This is a genomic window from Nonomuraea guangzhouensis, from assembly GCF_019396345.1.
GTDB lineage: Bacteria > Actinomycetota > Actinomycetes > Streptosporangiales > Streptosporangiaceae > Nonomuraea > Nonomuraea guangzhouensis.
The window spans coordinates 145384-162400 of the sequence record NZ_JAHKRM010000029.1; the positions used below are offsets into that span (position 1 = coordinate 145384).

General features: G+C 71.0%; 15 protein-coding genes. 10 read left to right on the forward strand and 5 right to left on the reverse strand.

Annotated features, from left to right (window positions below; genetic code table 11):
* Window positions 1-87 precede the first annotated feature (87 nt).
* The gene (locus KME78_RS65285; RefSeq protein ID WP_246653395.1) at window positions 88-1512 is read right to left on the reverse strand and encodes a hypothetical protein; all 1425 of its coding nucleotides are present in this window, start codon (window positions 1510-1512) and stop codon (window positions 88-90) included.
* Window positions 1513-1748: 236 nt separating this feature from the next.
* Window positions 1749-2948, reverse strand: a complete 1200-nt coding sequence (locus KME78_RS46310; protein WP_219536326.1) for a hypothetical protein — start codon at window positions 2946-2948, stop codon at window positions 1749-1751.
* A 132-nt stretch (window positions 2949-3080) separates the two neighbouring features.
* Between KME78_RS46310 and KME78_RS46315 the strand changes: the two genes are divergently transcribed.
* The 9 genes from KME78_RS46315 to KME78_RS46355 all read left to right on the forward strand — a co-directional run bounded on the left by KME78_RS46315 (window position 3081) and on the right by KME78_RS46355 (window position 12870).
* Window positions 3081-5219 (forward strand): hypothetical protein, encoded by a 2139-nt coding sequence (locus KME78_RS46315; protein ID WP_219536327.1) that lies wholly within the window; start codon window positions 3081-3083, stop codon window positions 5217-5219.
* Window positions 5220-5235: 16 nt separating this feature from the next.
* A complete protein-coding gene (locus tag KME78_RS46320; protein ID WP_246653396.1) occupies window positions 5236-6213 on the forward strand; it encodes an AAA family ATPase in 978 nt (325 codons plus the stop codon).
* A complete protein-coding gene (locus KME78_RS46325) occupies window positions 6214-7293 on the forward strand; it encodes a DUF58 domain-containing protein (RefSeq protein ID WP_219536328.1) in 1080 nt (359 codons plus the stop codon).
* A complete protein-coding gene (locus tag KME78_RS46330) occupies window positions 7290-9341 on the forward strand; it encodes a transglutaminase TgpA family protein (protein WP_219536329.1) in 2052 nt (683 codons plus the stop codon). The genes KME78_RS46325 and KME78_RS46330 overlap by 4 nt, the downstream gene beginning before the upstream one ends.
* An 88-nt stretch (window positions 9342-9429) precedes the next feature.
* On the forward strand, window positions 9430-10926 hold the full coding sequence (locus tag KME78_RS46335; RefSeq protein WP_219536330.1) for an aromatic/alkene/methane monooxygenase hydroxylase/oxygenase subunit alpha: 1497 nt from the start codon (window positions 9430-9432) through the stop codon (window positions 10924-10926).
* A 10-nt stretch (window positions 10927-10936) separates the two neighbouring features.
* Entirely contained in the window at window positions 10937-11188 is a 252-nt protein-coding gene (locus KME78_RS46340; RefSeq protein ID WP_219536331.1) for a toluene-4-monooxygenase system B family protein, read from the forward strand.
* Window positions 11178-11537 (forward strand): monooxygenase system ferredoxin subunit, encoded by a 360-nt coding sequence (locus KME78_RS46345; protein ID WP_219536332.1) that lies wholly within the window; start codon window positions 11178-11180, stop codon window positions 11535-11537. The genes KME78_RS46340 and KME78_RS46345 overlap by 11 nt, the downstream gene beginning before the upstream one ends.
* Before the next feature lie 11 nt (window positions 11538-11548).
* Complete coding sequence (locus tag KME78_RS46350; RefSeq protein ID WP_308127389.1) at window positions 11549-11854, forward strand: MmoB/DmpM family protein; 306 nt, start codon at window positions 11549-11551, stop codon at window positions 11852-11854.
* A 2-nt stretch (window positions 11855-11856) separates the two neighbouring features.
* Window positions 11857-12870, forward strand: coding sequence for an aromatic/alkene monooxygenase hydroxylase subunit beta (locus KME78_RS46355; RefSeq protein ID WP_219536334.1), 1014 nt, complete (start codon window positions 11857-11859; stop codon window positions 12868-12870).
* Window positions 12871-12891: 21 nt separating this feature from the next.
* Here the strand turns inward: KME78_RS46355 and KME78_RS46360 are convergent, their stop codons facing one another.
* The gene (locus KME78_RS46360) at window positions 12892-13359 is read right to left on the reverse strand and encodes an NUDIX hydrolase (protein WP_219536335.1); all 468 of its coding nucleotides are present in this window, start codon (window positions 13357-13359) and stop codon (window positions 12892-12894) included.
* 87 nt (window positions 13360-13446) lie between these two features.
* Window positions 13447-13695, reverse strand: coding sequence for a hypothetical protein (locus KME78_RS46365; RefSeq protein ID WP_219536336.1), 249 nt, complete (start codon window positions 13693-13695; stop codon window positions 13447-13449).
* Window positions 13696-13863: 168 nt separating this feature from the next.
* On the opposite strand from KME78_RS46365, the gene KME78_RS46370 reads away from it, so the two are divergent.
* Complete coding sequence (locus tag KME78_RS46370) at window positions 13864-14817, forward strand: winged helix DNA-binding domain-containing protein (RefSeq protein ID WP_219536337.1); 954 nt, start codon at window positions 13864-13866, stop codon at window positions 14815-14817.
* Between the two features lie 19 nt (window positions 14818-14836).
* Here KME78_RS46370 and KME78_RS46375 read toward each other — a convergent pair whose 3' ends face one another.
* Window positions 14837-16972 carry a serine/threonine-protein kinase gene (locus KME78_RS46375; protein WP_219536338.1) on the reverse strand — a complete coding sequence of 712 codons (2136 nt, stop codon included), beginning with the start codon at window positions 16970-16972 and terminating at the stop codon, window positions 14837-14839.
* Between the last annotated feature and the right edge of the window lie 45 nt (window positions 16973-17017).

Below are 17017 nucleotides of genomic sequence, written 5' to 3' on the forward strand. Positions count from 1 at the left end.
CCGCCCCTGGCTGGGGCTGACGGTTGTTGCTTGTACCGCGCCGTCCCCGGCTGGGGCGGACGCGTGTTGCCTGCAAGTTCCGGGCGGCTACCCGGCCGATCTTCGAGCTCGTACGGCCGAGGCCAGCGGGCTGTGCGGTCCGGCCGCCAGGATCAGCTCCTCCTGCAGCCGTCGCCGCGCCGCCGGGGTGAGCCGGTGGAACTGCGGTCCCGGCGTGTAGCCGCCGGCCTCCTCGCCTGCCTTCACCTGGGACAGCAACCCAGCGTGCCGCAGCATCCGCAGCGCCGCCTCCAGCTCGCCGATCGGCAACTGGGTGTGGCGGCGCAACTCATCGACGGGAGTGGGGTGCGGCGACAGCCAGGTGTCGTCGGGCAGCAGCCCCTCCGCCCGCGGGATCGCCACCGAATGCACCAGCACCAGCGTCAACACCGCCCGCTCACTCTCACCAAGCCCGGGCACATCTCCCGACGCAGGCCGCGAGGTAGGTGCTGACACGGCTCCCGACGCGGCTCCCGATGTGGGCCCGTGTCTGGGCACCAGGTCGTCGTCGTAGGCGTCGTCGTAGCCCGAGGTCCATCGCTCGCGGTACTGGATCAGCGTCCGGCCGCGCCGGGCGAGCATCTCGCCCAGCGTGTGGCGGAGCGCGGGGTCGCGGAGCCCGCCGAACCGTGCCTCCAGCACCGGCTCGGCCCCATGCTCCACCGCCATGAACGCCGCCACCAGCTCAGCCCGCCGCCGCTCGTCATAACCGCCCAGCAGATCGTCGAACTCCGCCTCGCCGCTCTCGACCCGTCCCGCCACCGCGAACTCCAGCGCCCTCGGAGGCGCTTGCGCGGCCCTAGCCACCTGCGGCTTTTCTGTGGCGGCCGCTACCGATGGGTCTTGTGTGACGGTTGCCTGTGGCGTTTCGTTGGGGACCGCAGTCTGCGGCTCTTGCGCGTCGGTCGCCTTCGGCGGGTCTTCCATGGTGACCGTCGCCTGCGGCTCCTCTGCGGTGGCCGCCACCAATGGGCCTTCTGCGGTGGCCGCCACCAACGGGCCTTCTGCGGCGGCTGCCACGATGTCGGCGTCCGCCACCACCGTGAGGTCGCGGTGCTCCGGCACAGGAATGCGCCGGACCAGCTCCTTGAGCTGGGCGTGCGACTCGACCGGCCACAGGGCACAGCGGGGGCCCAGCGAGACCACGCCGTCGGACATGACGATCCACGCCGAGTCGTGCAACCGGCGCAGCGCCCCGATGGCCCAGTTGCGCATCAGGTCGTCGGTACGGCCGATCAACGCCCGGTAGGTGTCGAGGATCAGCTCAGCCGGCGCCGGAGTGCCCGGCCATGGATCGACGGACAGGTCGCTCCAGCAGCACTTGAGCGTCGCCGCCAGCACCCGCCGGGTCTCGCCCGCGCGCTCGACCGGGACCGGGGGCACCTGGTATTCGTCGAGGAGTGAAGGGGTGGCCGAATCGGGCCACACGGGCAGTGCCTGGCCGGTGGAGTCGGCCCGCGTGAGCCGCACCATCCCGGGAGGCGCGGCGACACCGGCCCCCAGCCGCAGCGGCCCACCCGTCCGCGCCCGCGCGTGAGCGACCGCGCCGTCACCCAGCGGGCGACGAGCACCGGCACCCGCCGAAGAACGACCCGCACCGGCGGCAGCCGAAGAACGGCCCTCACGGGCGGACTCTGAAGAGAGCCCCGAGGCAGCGGACTCCGAAGGTCGGCCCGCGTCGCCAGGCCCGGAAGAATGACGAGTGCCGCTCATGAAATGCGCTCCAGGTAACCGTGCGACAGCCAGGCCGGTTCTTCCCCTGGCGAGATCGTGAGATCGTCGGCCCACACCAGCCGATAAGGCAGCTCAGGCCGCAGATCGACCGTCGTCAGATCGGCCAGCAGCCGCCGCGCCGACGGCCAGTCGGAGCGCAGCACGCCGGCCAGCGCCACCCGCGACGACGACCCCAGCAGCGACTCCGCCACCTCGGTCAGCCGCTCGATCGCCGCGTTGGGCGAGGAGTCGAGCGCGCCCTCCGGGCCGGCGTCGGCGAGGGTGGAGCGCGGGGGAGTGGGCTGGGCCGGGGCAGGACGAGGCGCCTCGTCGACCGCGCGGGCGATCGCCGCCGGGTCGTGCCAGGGCGCCGGGGCGTCGAACACGAAGCCGTCGAGCACCGCCGCGAGCCGCTCGCGCGAAGCGGTCTGCGAGAACGTGCGCCACGTCTCGGTGGGCAGCAGCGTCAGGTTGCGGGTCGTGCCCGCCGAGTCGGCCAGGCGCCCGGCCGCCCGCCGGGAGGCGTCGCTGTAGGCGTAGATGGCCGCCCGCAGGTCGGTGCAGACCCGGTCGAGCTCCGGCCAGCGGGTCAGGATCGTGCCGTGTAGGCTCTGTGCCCGGCGCGCGATCTCCTCGGTGCCCCACAGCTTGGGCGCCTGCTCGCGCAGCTCCTCGATGGTGCCGGTGGTGAGCGTGATCAGCTCCAGCGCCCACAGCCGGAACGCCCTGGCCAGGTTGGCGGCGCTCTGCCTGGCCTCCTCCATGGTGGTGCGCGGGTCGGCGACGTTGAGGTCTTCGAGCGCGAGCAGCCGGTGCATCTCGGACTGGCCGCCGTCGTCCATCATCCGCCTGATGAACATCAGCCCGACCACGCTGGTGAACGACGCCCGATAACGCAGCTGGTTGGGCTTGGGGAACACCTCGCGGATCGCGCCCAGCCCCTTGAGCACGCGCAGCCGGTTGTCGAACTGGTCGCCGGGGTATGCGCGGCAGGCGAACCGCATCTGCTCATGCGTCAGCCACTCCTCGCCCGCCTCCGCGAACGCCGCGAACAGCGTCTCGGCGATGTCGACCAGGGCGGGGTCGTCGACGACCGCGCCGCTGTCGCGGGCCAGCGCCGCGAACATCCGGCGGTAGGTCGACAGCACCGCCTCCTCCGAGAGCGCGGCGTCGAGAGTCAAGGGCTGTTCGGACACGGGCACTAAGGTACGGCTTCCGGCCGACAATCTCGGCCTGACCTGACGCGCTTGCCTGCGAGTAGTCAGGTGCGCACGCTAGTGTGCTCCAGGGTAATACGGGGGCAAACGTTAAGTAATCGTACGTACGGGGTGAGTGACGCATTGCGTATCCACGTGCTGCGTGGAGACCGCGTTACGGCCGTGATCGCCGGTGTGGTGGCCGCGATCCTGGTAGCCGTGGCGGCCGTCTTCGGCGTGGGCGTCTCCAGCGCCAACCCCAAGCTGGCCGACGTCGGCGCCTGGCTCTGGACCCAGGCCCGAGGCAAGATCGTGCACGTCAACGGCCTGTCCGGCGAGGTCGACGGCTACCTGAACAAGAAGTCGGCCACGCGGCTGCGCGTCGTCCAGGACGGCTCGAACGTGCTGCTCGTCGACGACGGCAGCGGCTACGTCAGCCGGATCGAGCCCAGCCAGCTCAGCGTCGCGCAGACCCGCGACTTCGGCACGGCCGGGCTGCAACTCGTCGTCTCGGGCGCCGCCGGGTACGCCGTGGATCCGGCGGGCAAAGTGCAGCAGATCGACCCCGCCACGCTCAACTCGGTCGGCGCGTCGCTGTCGTTACCGGGCCCGCTCGGCTCGGCCCGGATCGACGGCGGCGGGCGGCTCTGGGTGCCGGTGACCGCGAAGGGCGAGGTCGTACCGGTGACCGAGGGCGTCGCCGCGACCCCCGTCAAGGTCGGCGAGCCGGGCGAGGAACTGGCCGTCACGATCGCGGGCGGCCTGCCGATGATCGTCAACACCCGCGCCGCGACCGCCACGATCGTCGGCGCCGACGGCGGAGTCGGCGAGATCACACTGCCGAAGGAGGTCGCCCAGGCCGCGAAGGGCGGCTTGCTGGCGCCGGCCTCGACCGAGGGCTCGCTGGTGCCGCTGCTCACGCCCGGCGACTCCGGGCTGCTCGTGGTGGTCGACACGGCGTCGAACTCGGTGCTCAACACCAGGTTCGCGGTGAAGGACCCGGCCGCGCTCGGTGTGCCGCAGGTGCTCGGCTCGAAGGTGTACGTCCCGGACCGCAGTACGGGCGGCCTGATCGTGTGGGACAGCGCGGCGGGCGGGCAGCCCACCACGCTCCAGGTGGCCCAGGGGCCCGGCCAGGTCGACGTGTTCGTCAAGGACGGCCTGCTCTGGGCGAACGACGAGGACGGCGACAAGGCCGTCGTCATCGACACCGAAGGCCGCAAGCACGACGTCGACAAGGACGACTCGGACGTACCAGGACCCACCAACACGCCCAAGCCCAAGCAGACCCCGCGGCCCGAGCCGACGAACACCGACACCCGGCCCGAACCGACCAGGACGGTGGAACCGACCAGGACGGCAGACCCGCGCCCGACGCGGACGGACGACCCCGAGCCATCGAACAAGCCCACCAAGACGCCAAGGCAAACGCCGACACCCACGCCCAGCGCGCCCACCAAACCGGGCGCCGTCAGCGCCAGGTCGGGCCCCGGCCATGTCAGCGTGAACTTCAGCCCGTCCAGCGGCGGCAAGGTCGACCGCTACACGCTCAAGGTGTCCGGCGGCGACGGCAGGACCACGCCGCAGTCGGTGGACGGCGACGGGCCGTTCCAGTTCGAGTTCTCCGGGGGGAGCTGTGGCAGTGAGTACACCTTCACGGTCGTCGCCCACTGGTCCGGCGGCGAGGTCGAGTCGGAGCCCAGCGCCGGGGTCAAGCCCTGTGTGGCCCCCGGCAAACCGGCCAACTTCACGGCCAAGCCCAAGAACCGCGGCGCCGAGCTGACCTGGGACGCCCCGGAGAACGGCGCCGAAGGCGTCACGTACGTGCTCTCCGGCGCGGCCACGAACGACGGCATCAAGGGCACGTCGTTCACCGCCGAAGGGCTCAAGAACAACCAGAAGCACGCGTTCACGCTCAAGGCCAAGAACGACGCGGGGGAGAGCCAGGACGCCGCCACGACCGACGTGGACCTGGCCTATCCGAAACAGCAGTACCAGAACGCCAGCAACGACGACACGAACACCCTCATCCGGCCGGGTCCGTCAGCCAACGGCGAAGCGGGGAGGATCACGAAGGGGCAGTACATCACGCTGACGGTGATCTGCCAGGTCAAGGGCGCGGCCTACACCGACACGTCCACCGGCAAGTCCAGCGACATCTGGAACCGGATCGAGTCGTCAGCGGGCAACGGCTACCTCAACGACACGCTGGTGGCCACACCGGACGGGGGCGGGTTCCCGGAGGCTCCGCTCTTCGAATGCACCGACTGAGATAGGGGAACCTCAGTTGTACAACGAGCAGACGCAGCAACCGCAACAGCTGGCGGCACAGTTCGCCCAGCGCTTCCAGATGCTGGCCCAGAACATCGAGCGCATCATCCGCGGCAAGCACGAAGCCATCGAGCTGGCCCTGATCTGCCTGTTCGCCGAGGGGCACCTGCTGATCGAGGACGTGCCCGGCACCGGCAAGACCACGCTGGCCAGGTCCATCGCGGCCAGCGTCGACGCCGAGTGGCGGCGCATCCAGTTCACGCCCGACCTGTTGCCCAGCGACATCACGGGCGTGTCCATCTTCAATCAGGCGCACCAGAAGTTCGAGTTCCACCAGGGGCCGGTGTTCGCGAACATCGTGCTCGCCGACGAGATCAACCGCGCCTCGCCGAAGACGCAGTCCGCGCTGCTGGAGGTCATGGAGGAGCGGCGGGTCACGGTCGACGCCGAGCCGCACCCCGTACCCAGGCCGTTCCTGGTGGTCGCCACGCAGAACCCGGTCGACATGGACGGCACGTACCCGCTGCCGGAGGCGCAGCTCGACCGGTTCCTCATGCAGATCTCCGTCGGCTATCCCGACCACGTGTCGGAGGTCGAGGTGCTCAAAGGCATGCCCACGGGGCCACAGGTCGAACGGCTGCCCGTGGTGGCCCGCGCGTCGGACGTGGCCGGGATGATCGACTTCGCCACCCGCATCCACGTCGCCGACCCCGTCTACGACTACATCGTCGCCCTCTGCGCCGCCACGCGCACCAACCCGAACCTGCGCCTCGGCGCCTCCCCGCGCGGCAGCCTCGCGCTGCTGCGGGCCGCCCGCGTCAAGGCCGCCGCCGCCGGCCGCCACTATGTCGTGCCGGAGGACGTCAAGGCCCTGGCCGTCCCGGTGATCGCGCACCGGCTGATCCTCACCCCCGAGGCCGAACTACGCGAGGTCACCGCGGCGAACGTGCTCGGCGAGCTGCTCGCCGGGATGCCGGTGCCGCAGGCGGCCTAGGTGCTGACACCGCTGGGCTGGGGCACGCTGGCCGGTTCGGCGATCCTGTACGCGGCGGGGTTCGGGCTCGGCTACCCCGAACCCGTCGTGCTGGCCACCGGCGGGCTGCTCGCGCTGGCCGCCGCCCTCGCCTGGACCGCCCCCAGACCGAAGCTGGAGGTGCACCGCGAGGTCACGCCGCTCAAGGTGGCGCGCGGTGACGCGGCGGTCGCGGTTCTGCACGTACGCAATCTCGGCCGCCGGGGCCTGTCGGGGCTGCGCGCCCAGGACCGGATCGGTACGGCCGAGCACACGGTCGACCTGCCCCGCCTGCCCAGACGCGCCGCCAGGACGGTGTCGTACCCGCTGCCCACCGACGTGCGCGGCGAGATCCCGGTCGGCCCGCTCCAGCTCGTCCGCGCCGACCCGCTCGGCCTCACCCGCAGGGTCCGGCGGTACGGCCAGGCGGCCACGCTGCTGGTCCGCCCCCGCACGGTCGCGCTGCCGGTGCCCCCGTCGGGCCGGGCCCACCACCTGGAGGGCCCCACCAGCGACAACGCCCCCAGCGGCACGGTCACCTTCCACACCCTGCGCGAGTACGTCGTCGGCGACGACCTGCGCCACGTCCACTGGAAGTCCAGCGCGCGCACCGGCACGCTTATGGTGCGCCAGCTCATCGACGCCAGCCTGCCCACCACGACGGTCGTCCTCGACACCCGTGACCTCACCGAACTGGCCGTGGACGCCGCCGCCTCGGCCGCCGTCGCCGCCGCCAGGTCCGGCTTCCCCGTGCGGGTGCTCACGGGCGAGGGCCCGCTCGCCGAGACCAAGTCCGACCCCGAGCTCGTGCTGGACCGCCTCGCCCGCGTCCGGCCCGCCGGTACGGCCGGCATCGGTGAGGCGGTGCGACTGGCCCGGGGCGGCTCCCTGGTCGTGGTCACCGGCGACCCCGCCGAGGCCGCCCGGGCCTCGGGGGCACGGCGCCGGTTCGACCGCATCATCTGCGTATATGTCGGCACAGGCCCACTCACCGCCCCCGGCGTGACGGTCGTCCCCATCACAGAGCTGGCCGCACTACCGCTGGCCTGGGGCACGCGATGAAGCGCGACGGTGGGCCCGTGTGGCGGCGGCCGGCCGGGTTGGTCGTCGTGGCGGCCGTCACCGGGGTCGGCGGGTGGGGGTTTCATCGCGTCTTTCCCGGCACCGAGCTGCTGCCGGCCGTCGTACCGGCCGCGACCGTGCCCGCCGTCGTGGCCGCGCTCACCTGGCGGCGGCCGCTCTGGCTGGCCCTGGTGGTCAATCTGGTCCTGGGGTTCGCGGGGACCGTACCGCTGTACAAGGGCGTCGCCCCCGGCCTGCTCGGAGACCTGGCCGACTCGTGGCGGGCGCTGCTCACCACGCTCCTGCCCGCCCAGCCGGAGCCGCGGCTGCTCATCCTCGTGCACACGCTCGTCTGGGCCGCCGCCGTGGTCGGCGCCGAGACGCTGACCCGCACCAGGACCCGCGTGGCCGCCGCGGTGCCCGCACTCGTCGTGTACGGCGTGGCGCTCCTGTTCGGCGTGGACGGCGAAGGCTCGAACCTGCCCCTGGCCGCGGCGATCGTGGTGCTCATGGCGGCCCTGGCCCTCATCCGGGACGACCGGCCGCCGCTGTGGCTGCTCGCGGGCCTCCCGGCCGCCGCCGCGCTGGCCGCCGTCGCCCTGGTCGCCGGGCCGCTGCTGCCCATCGCCGCCGAGCCGTACAACCCGAGGGACGACGCCGAGCTCCCACCCCCGGTGCGCGTCGACAGCGTCAGCCCGCTCGACCGCGTGTCGGCCTGGCTGCAGATCCCCGACCGGGACCTGTTCACCGTCAAGGCGGCCAAGCCGCTCAACTGGCGGCTGGCCGTACTCGATCGCTATGACGGCGTCCGCTGGACGTCCGGCGCCCGCTTCCAGCCCACGGGCGGCCGGGTGCCCGCGGGGGACTGGACGGGCAAGGCGCAGACCGTACGCCAGACGATCACGTTCAGCGGCCTGCCCGGCACGTGGCTGCCCGGCGCGGAACGTCCCGTAGAGGTCGAGGGCGTGCGCGGGCTGGCGGTGGACCCCGGGAGCGGGGCGCTGCTGGCCGCGAGCAGGCCGGCCAAGGGGTTCACGTACGAGGTGACGTCGCGGGTGGCGGAGCCGTCCAAGGCCGACCTGCTCGCGGCCACACCGGTCGGCGATGCCGCGCTGACCGCGTTCCCGGCCGGGCCTCAGGAGGCGCTGTTCCGCAAGCTCGCCCAGCAGGCCACCAAGGGCGCGGACGTGCCGATCAAGCAGGCGTACCGGCTGCAGAACTACCTGCGCACCAACGCCACCTACGACGTCACCGCGCCGCCGGGGCACTCGCTCAAGGGCCTGGAGTTCTTCCTGGAGACCACGCACAGGGGGACGTCGGAGCAGTTCGCGTCGACGTTCGCGCTCATGGCCAGGACGCTCGGGCTGCCGTCGAGGGTGGTGGTCGGGTTCCGGCCGGGGCAGGCGTCTGACGGGGTTTATCACGTTAAATCGGGTCACATCATGGCGTGGGCGGAGATCAAGTTCGACCGGCTCGGCTGGCGGCCGTTCTACCCCACCCCCGGCCGTGGCGGCGCGAAGGACGACCACGACGTGGTGTCCTCCGCGATCAAGGAGAGCGAGGAGGTGGAGGGCGAGTTCACCCAGGGCACCGTGAACAAGCCGAAGGCGGACCAGAAGCCCACGGCGGGCGACAAGCCCTCCGCCGGGCCGCCGCTGTGGGCGATCGTCCCGGCGGTGGGGGCGGGGATCCTGGTGGTGTACGCGGGCGCGGCGATGGTGCTGCCTTGGTGGCGCAGGCGGGCGCGCAGGAGGGTGGCGGGCGCGGAGCGGCGCGTGCTCGGCGCCTGGTGGCAGACCTGCGACGACCTCGGCCTGAAGGGGGAGCGGGCACTGACCGCCGAGGACGTGGTGGCCCGGCATCCCGCCGACATATCCGCCCATCTACGACCACTCGCCGATATTTCCAACTTCGTCCGCTACGCCCCCGACGCCGTCGCCCACGAGGCCGCCGACGCGGCCTGGCGCCACAGCGACGCCGTTCGCCGGGCCGTACGCGCCAGGACGCCGCTCAAAACCCGCCTCCGCAAGCGACTGCTCCTGCGCTGACAAAACAGCGTCATTGACCCGAGCGCGATTCCGTGACATTGAAGAGTCTGGGATTGTTCCTCCTTCGGAGCGGCGACAAGGGGCAGTTATGCCGAAGCTCTCACGTAGCGACTGGTATGACCTATCACGCGACACCAATTGGACGTTCCGCTATGTCGCCGAAGAAGAGGTCTTCCCGGAGGAGTTATCCGGCTCCCATCGGGTTTCCAGTGAGGCATGGACGCGGTGGGACGAACCGTACAAGATCAGTTACCGCGAGTACGTCCACAACCAGGTCACCAAAGACACCGCCACCTATTCGCTGAAGAACGCGATCAGCCGCTCCAAGCTGTTCGACCAGTTGGATCCCGGCTGGAAGTCGGTGATTCTCGCGCACTACGGGGCCATCACGATGCCGGAATATCTGGCCGCCATCGCGGAGGCGCGCATGGCGCGTTTCGGCAGGTCGGCGGCCTGGCGCAACACGGCGACCTTCGGCGCGCTGGACGAGATGCGGCACGGGCAGATCCAGGCGTTCTTCCCGTACGGGCTGCTGGACAAGGAGCCGCGCGCGGACTGGGCGCTGAAGGCGTTCCACACGAACAACTGGGTGGTGCTCGCCGTCCGGCATCTCTTCGACGACATGTTCGTCGCCAACGACGCGGTCTCCATCGCGCTGCAACTCACCTTCACCTTCGAGACGGGTTTCACGAACCTGCAGTTCCTCGGCATGGCGGCCGATGCGATGGACGTCGGCGACCTGGAATTCGGGGCCCTGATCTCCAGCATCCAGACCGATGAGGCGCGCCATTCCCAGCAGGGCGAGCCGACCATCAAGGTGCTCATCGACAACGGGCACAAGGAATGGGGTCAGTTTCTGATCGACCAAATGTTCTGGCGTTCCTGGAGAGCGTTCGCGGTGCTCACGGGACTGTCGATGGATTACTACACGCCGCTGGAAAGCCGCCGGATGTCGTTCAAGGAATTCATCGAGGACTGGGTCGTCAAGCAGTTCGCCGAGCAGTTCCGCGATTTCGGCCTGGACTATCCCTGGTATTGGGACCAGTTCATCGACGAACTCACCTGGTACCACCACGCCGTCCACCTAGGCGTCTGGAACTACCGGCCCACCCTGTGGTGGAACCCGGACGCGGGCGTCTCCGCCGACGAACGCCAATGGCTGGAGGAGAAGTACCCGGGCTGGAACAGCACGTTCGGCCGCAACTGGGACGTCATCCAGGACAACCTGCGCAGCGGGAACATCGCTGCGACCTTCCCCCAGACGCTGCCGATCACCTGCAACCTCTGCCAGATCCCGATCGTCCGCGCGGCGGGTGTCATGGTGGGCGCGCTCGGCTCGGCCGCCCCGCTGCGGCACACCCACAACGGCCGGACGTACCTGTTCTGCTCGGAGCCGTGCAAGTGGATCTTCACCCAGCGGCCGGAACGGTTCGCCGGGCACAAGTCGCTCATCGACCGCTTCCTCGCCGGTGACATCGCGCCGCCCGATCTGGCCGGCGCACTCGCCTACATGGGGCTGTCCGAGGCCGAGCAGGGTCGCGACGCCACCGACTACGCCTGGGCATTCGGCCCGGCCGCCGAATGAGGGGGATCCGATGGCGTTGCTACCGCTGAGCGCGAATTTCGAGAACGACCTGGTCGCGCTGCTCGTCCCAGTCGACGATCAGGACACGGTGGAGGTCGTCGGCCAGAAGATCGCCCAGCTCACGGTCGGCCACCGGGTGGCGGCCAGGCCGGCCCCGATCCGCGTTCGCCATGAGGGCCGCGTGCTGCCGCCCGAGCAGCGCATCGGCGAGGCGGGGGTGGGGCCGCTCGATCACGTGGAGGCGTTCTTCGATGCATCCTGAGGAGCTGTCCTGGACGGGCGTCTGCACCCTCGACGAGCTGTGGGAGGGCGACATCGCCGAGGTCACGGTGGGGGAGGAGCCGGTGCTGCTGGCCCATCTGCCGGGCGGCGAGTTGCGGGCGTACCAGGGGATGTGCCCGCATTCGGAGTTCCCGCTGGCCGAAGGTGAGCTCGACGGCGAGGTGCTCACCTGCTCGGGCCACGGGTGGGAGTTCGATCTGACGACCGGCCGGGGGAACAACCCGGACACCTGCCGGCTGTACACCTTCCCGGTCCGCCTGGACGGCGAGCGGATCTACGTTGCCGTGCCGGCCGACGGCCGGCGCCACCACAACCGATGCCGTGGATGAGGAGCACCGTCGTGGCCGATGACCGCGAACAACTGGTGGGACCCGTGGCCAGGGGATTCGATCCCGAGGTCGTGGACGCGCTGGTGACCGCGCTGCAGAAGGACAATCCAGACAAGGAGCTCCGCGTCGAGGACCACGGCGGCTACGTACGCATCCACGCTCCCCACCTGCTGCGGCTGACCCGCGCCAGCCTGGAGGAAGCCGCGGGCCACCCCTTCCCGCTGGCAGCTCTCGAACCCGCGATCGCGAGCTTCGCGGGCCGCATGCGCTACGTCGATGACGACGAACTCGTCTGGTACCTGACCAGGGAGGATTGACCATGGCCACGACCCGGCGGCGTACCTGGAGCCTGTTCGACGGCGAACGCCGCAGACCCACCGAGTACGACATCGTCACCCGTGGCTTCCACCACCACTTCGGCCGCCGGCCGGCCCCGTTCGACCTCGACCCCGGCAGCGCGATCAACCAGTGGTACCTGCGGCACCGGGAGGGATCGCCCCTGCAGGCCCCCGACTGGGAGGGCTTCCGCGACCCCGCGCAGCTCAACTACCGGCGCTACATCGCCCTGCAGCACGAACGCGAGATCTACGCCGAGGGCGTCGTCGACAGCTTCGAGGCCGACGACCACGACGCCCGCCTCGACCCCGCCTGGGTCGCCGTACTCGGCCGCCTGTACCTACCGGCCCGTTTCGCCTTCCACGTCCTGCAGATCACCAGCGAGTACGTCGGCCAGCTCGCCCCGAGCACCGCCATCATGAACGCGGCCCTGTTCCAGGGCGCCGACGAACTCCGCGCGCTGCAATGGATCGCCTACCGGGCCAAGTCGCTGTCGCTCACCCACGGCGCCGCACTCGCCGACGGGAAGACGGCCCGCGCCCTCTGGGAGGACGACCCGGCCTGGCAGCCCGCCCGGGAGACCCTGGAGCGGCTCCTGCTCGCCTACGACTGGGGCGAGGCGTTCACCGCACTCAACCTCGTCGTCAAACCCGCCTTCGACACCCTGCTCAAACAGTGCTTCGCCGACCTCGCCCTGGCCAACGGCGACGGCCTGACGACGCGACTCCTCCGCGACTCCGGGACCGACACGGCCCGCAGCCAGGACTGGAGCTCGGCGCTGGCCAGGTATGCCATCGCCGCCCGCCCGGAGAACCTGAAAACCCTCACCATCTGGGAGGACATCTGGCGGCCCCGTGCCATGGCCGCGGTCGAGGGCCTGGCCACACTGTTCACCACGGCCCCGAAGCCCGCCGACCCCGGCGAGGTGCTGACCGCCGTCACCGCGACGGTCGATCGACTCCGCTCGACCGCCCTCACCGGCCAGAACGAACGATGACGCGGGACACGCCGCGCGGCTTCACCAGTCAAGAGTGACGAGCCGCTCGTACCGTACTCCTTGGAGCAGGTCTTTCAGCAGCACGGCCAGCCCAGGTGGAAAGACCCGCTCCGTGGCCGAGCCGAGCTCGGCCGCGGTCCACCATCGATGCCCGAATCCGTCATCTCCAGACCCGGAAATTTCCCCCAAGGGGACCCGGGCGAAGAAGTAGGTGTGCACGGTGTAGTAGCGGCTTCCCCGGATGGACCACTCTCCCGCGTTGACCGCCACCGGTTCGCCCAGGTCGTGGGGTGTGAGAATGAAGCCGGTCTCTTCGTGAGCCTCGCGACACGCCGTTTCCACCGCTGATTCGCCGGGTTCGATCCCGCCGCCGGGAAGGTGCCATGCGGGCTCGCGGGGCCAGGGGTCGGGCGGGACGAAGCGGAACATCAGTGCGCGGTCGGCGGGATCGACGAGGATGACGCGCGCCGTGGGACGGTTCGTGATCATTTGCCCGAGGGTATCCGCGCGAAGTCTGCGGGTGCTGCTCGATCCGGCCCATGGGGAGGACGGCAGCACCCGTATCGGAAGAACGCCTCAGTTCACGTACGCCCACAGGTCGTAGGTGTAGAACATCGGGTTCTCGGGCTGGTGGGTGCTGCACCACCAGGTCTGCCAGCGTCCGGTCTCCTGGCCCGACCGGCCGAAGCTGATGCAGACGTCATAGGGCAGGTTGGTGTAGACGACTTGGAGCTGGGACGAGGCGTGCGCTGGCGTGCTCGTGACCAGGACGGGCGCCAGGGCGGTGACCGCGAGAAGCGACAAGGCGGTGATTCGGCGACGCACCAGTTCTCCCCTCATGAAGAGCCGGAAATCGCGAAGAGCGATCACCGTGAATTGGACGACAAGCACCGCATCGCCGCAAGATCCGCCCCCGCCCGGCCCCGACGACCAGCGCGAACACGATGAAAGGTTCATTCCGGAGGAGTTCGGCGTTCCGGGAAGATCGAGTGCATGAGAAGCGTCGAAGCCCAGCTGCTGCACCGCCCGCCGGGCCTGAGCGTCGGTGAGATCGTTCGCCACCTGCTCGCCGTACAGGCTCAGGACGTCACCGCCGCCTACCTCGCCTTCCGCGCGCGGTCGGCCACGGTCACGGTGGCGGACGTCGAGGCGGCGTGGCGAGACCGCGAGATCGTCCGCACCTGGGGCCCGCGCGGCACCCTGCACTTCGTCCACACCGACGACCTGCCGTGGATCCACGCGCTCACCCGCAACGCCACGAACACCACCCGCCGCCTCCACCAGGAGGGCGTGACAGGCGACGACCTGCTCCCGCTGATCGACCGCGCCCTCGCGGGACAGGGCCCACTCACCAAGGCCGAGCTGGCGGAACGGCTGGCGGGCAGGGCGAGCGGCCAGGGCATCGTGCACCTCGTCGCCCTGGCCGCCCACCACGGCCTGGCCGTGCTCGGCCCGCCACGCGGCGGGAAGCCCACGTACGTGCACGCCGCCGACTGGCTCGGCGCTCCCGTCGTCCCCGACCCGGACAGGGACCGCGCGCTGACCGAACTGGCCCACCGCTACCGCCGCGCCCACCACCCGTCGACCCCCGAGGACCTGGCCGCCTGGTCAGGCCTCTCCCTGAGCGCCGCCCGCACCGCCTGGTCCCTCGCCGGCCCGCCCGCGGACGTCGGTCTTTCCGCGTCCACCCAGCTCGTACGGCTGGCACCCGCCTTCGACGAGTACCTGCTGGGCTGGAAGAGCCGGGACCCCATCCTGCCCGCCGAACACGCCCGCAAGGTGTTTCCCGGCGGCGGGATCCTGCGCCCTGTCCTGCTCGTCGACGGGGTGATCGCCGGGGTCTGGGGGCGGAAGGGGAGCGAGGTGACAGTGTCCCCGTTCGGTGCGCCGCCGCCGGGGCCGCAGCTCGATGCCGAGATCGCGGACGTCCGGCGGTTCCTCGGCTGAGCGTGGACCGTCGCCCGATCTAGTTGTTCTTGGCGACCGCGCCCCTGACGCAGACCGGCTTGGACCAGGCGACCTTGCTGGTCTTCGAGATCTGCAGCGGGACGCCGACCAGGAAGCAGTAGCCGGTGTCCGGGTCCAGGCCTGCCACGCGGGTTGAGGTGGTGCCGGGCTGGAGGGCGGTGATCGCCTGCTCGCCCTGCTTGGCGGGGGAGCGCTGGACCACGACCGGGTAGCGGGCGGACTCCTTGGGCAGCGCCCACCGTAGCTCCACGAGTGTGCTCCGGTCGGCCACCACCTGTACCCGGCGTGGGGCCAGCGCGGCCAGGGCTTCGTTGTTGATGGTGCCGGTGTTCTCGGACGACTTGGGGGCTGTCGACGGGAGCTGGGACGCCTGTGGGTCGGCCACGGGGGCGGCGTTCTGTCGCGACAGGTAGACGGCGAATCCGGCGCCGGCGAGCGCCACGATCGTGGCGGCGGCTGCGATCGTCGCCACCCGCGTTCCCCTCCGCGTCGGCGGGAGTCCGGTACGCCCCGGCGGGAGTCCGCCCGACGCGTTTACCGGCCCGCCTACCGCCGGCCCGCCTACCGCCGGCCCGCCTACCGCCGGCCCGCCTACCGCCGGCCCGCCTACCGCCGGCCCGCCTACCGCCGGCCCGCCTACCGCCGGACCGCCTACCGCCGGACCGCCTACCGCCGGACCGCCTACCGCCGGACCGCCCGAGGGAGGATAGGCGCCGCTGGGCGGATAGCCCGGTTGCGATGGGTGTGCGGCTCCGAACGAGGAACCGGTCTGCGCCGGATGCGGGGGTGGGATCGTGGCGGGAGCGGCCGATCCGTCTGCGCCGAGCTGAGAGCCGGTCGACTGAGGCCCGCCAAACTGCGGCCCCGACGGCTGGAGCCCAGCGGGGTGATACCCGGACTGCTGCGCGCCGACGGGCGGCGGCGCGAAAGGGCTGTGCCCCGGCTGTTGCGCGCCGGCTGGCGGCGGCGCGAAGGGGCTGTGCCCCGGCTGTTGCGCGTCGGCTGGCGGCGGCGCGAAGGGGCTGTACACGGGCTGCTGAGGACCCGCCTGCTGAGGACCTGCCTGTTGCGGACCCGTCGGCTGAAGATTCGTCGGCTGAGGACCCGACGGCTGTGGCTCGAACGGGTTGTATCCGGCCGGCGCGGCCACCGGTCCAGGTGCGTACGCCCCGGTCACCGGCGCCCCGGCCAGGTGCGCCCCCGTCGAGGGACCGCCCGCAGCAGGCTCGCCGGTGTCCGCTCGCCGGGGCACCGTCGCGGTGGCAGGCCCAGGAGCGGGATCCTGCCCGACCAGGTCCGTCACCGGCAGTCCCAGCTCCGCCTGCGCCTCCCGCAGCCGTTGCGCGAACTCGCGCGCCGACCCGTACCGCACATCAGGCTGCTTCGCCATCGCCCGCAGCACCATCTCGAACACCACAGGCGGCACGTCGGCCCGGTTGAGCGGCGGCGGCTCCGCGCTCAGCACCCGGTACATCAGCGGCGCGATCGACGGGTCCGTCGGACTGTGGAAGGCGGGCTGCCCGGCGAGTAAGTGATAGAGCGTCGAGCCGAGCGAGTAGATGTCGGACGAGGCGGAGTGCGGCTGCCCGGTCAGCACCTCCGGCGCCGCGTGCAACGGCGTGAACGCCTGCGCCGTGGCCGAGATCTCCGACGAGTCGACGACCCTGGCCACGCCGAAGTCGGCCACGGCCGGCTCGCCGTACCGGGAGATGAGAATGTTCTGGGGTTTGATGTCGCCGTGCAGGACCCCCGCCTCGTGTACGGCGGCCAGCGCCCCGGCCAGCTTCACGCCCGCGCGCAGTACGTCGGGCACCCGCAATGGGCCCTCGTTGCGGACCTTGTCGCGCAGCGAGCCGTTCTCGAAGAAGTCCATGGCGATGTACGGCTTGCCGGAGCGCGTCACGCCGGTGTCGAAGACGGTCACGACGTTCGGATGGCCGGTGAGGCGGCCGGTGAGCTGGAGTTCGCGCTGGAACCTGCGCATGGTCCGCTGGTCGACCCGGTCCACGGACAGGACTTTCAGCGCCACGATCCGGTCGAGGCGCTCCTGGTAGGCGCGGTAGACGATGGCGAAACCGCCCTGGCCGGCCTGATCGAGTACCCGGTAGCCGGGCGCGTCCTCGACTGGCAGCACAGTACTCCCCCCTGTCACGGGCGAGTTTAATGTGATTTTTCCTGC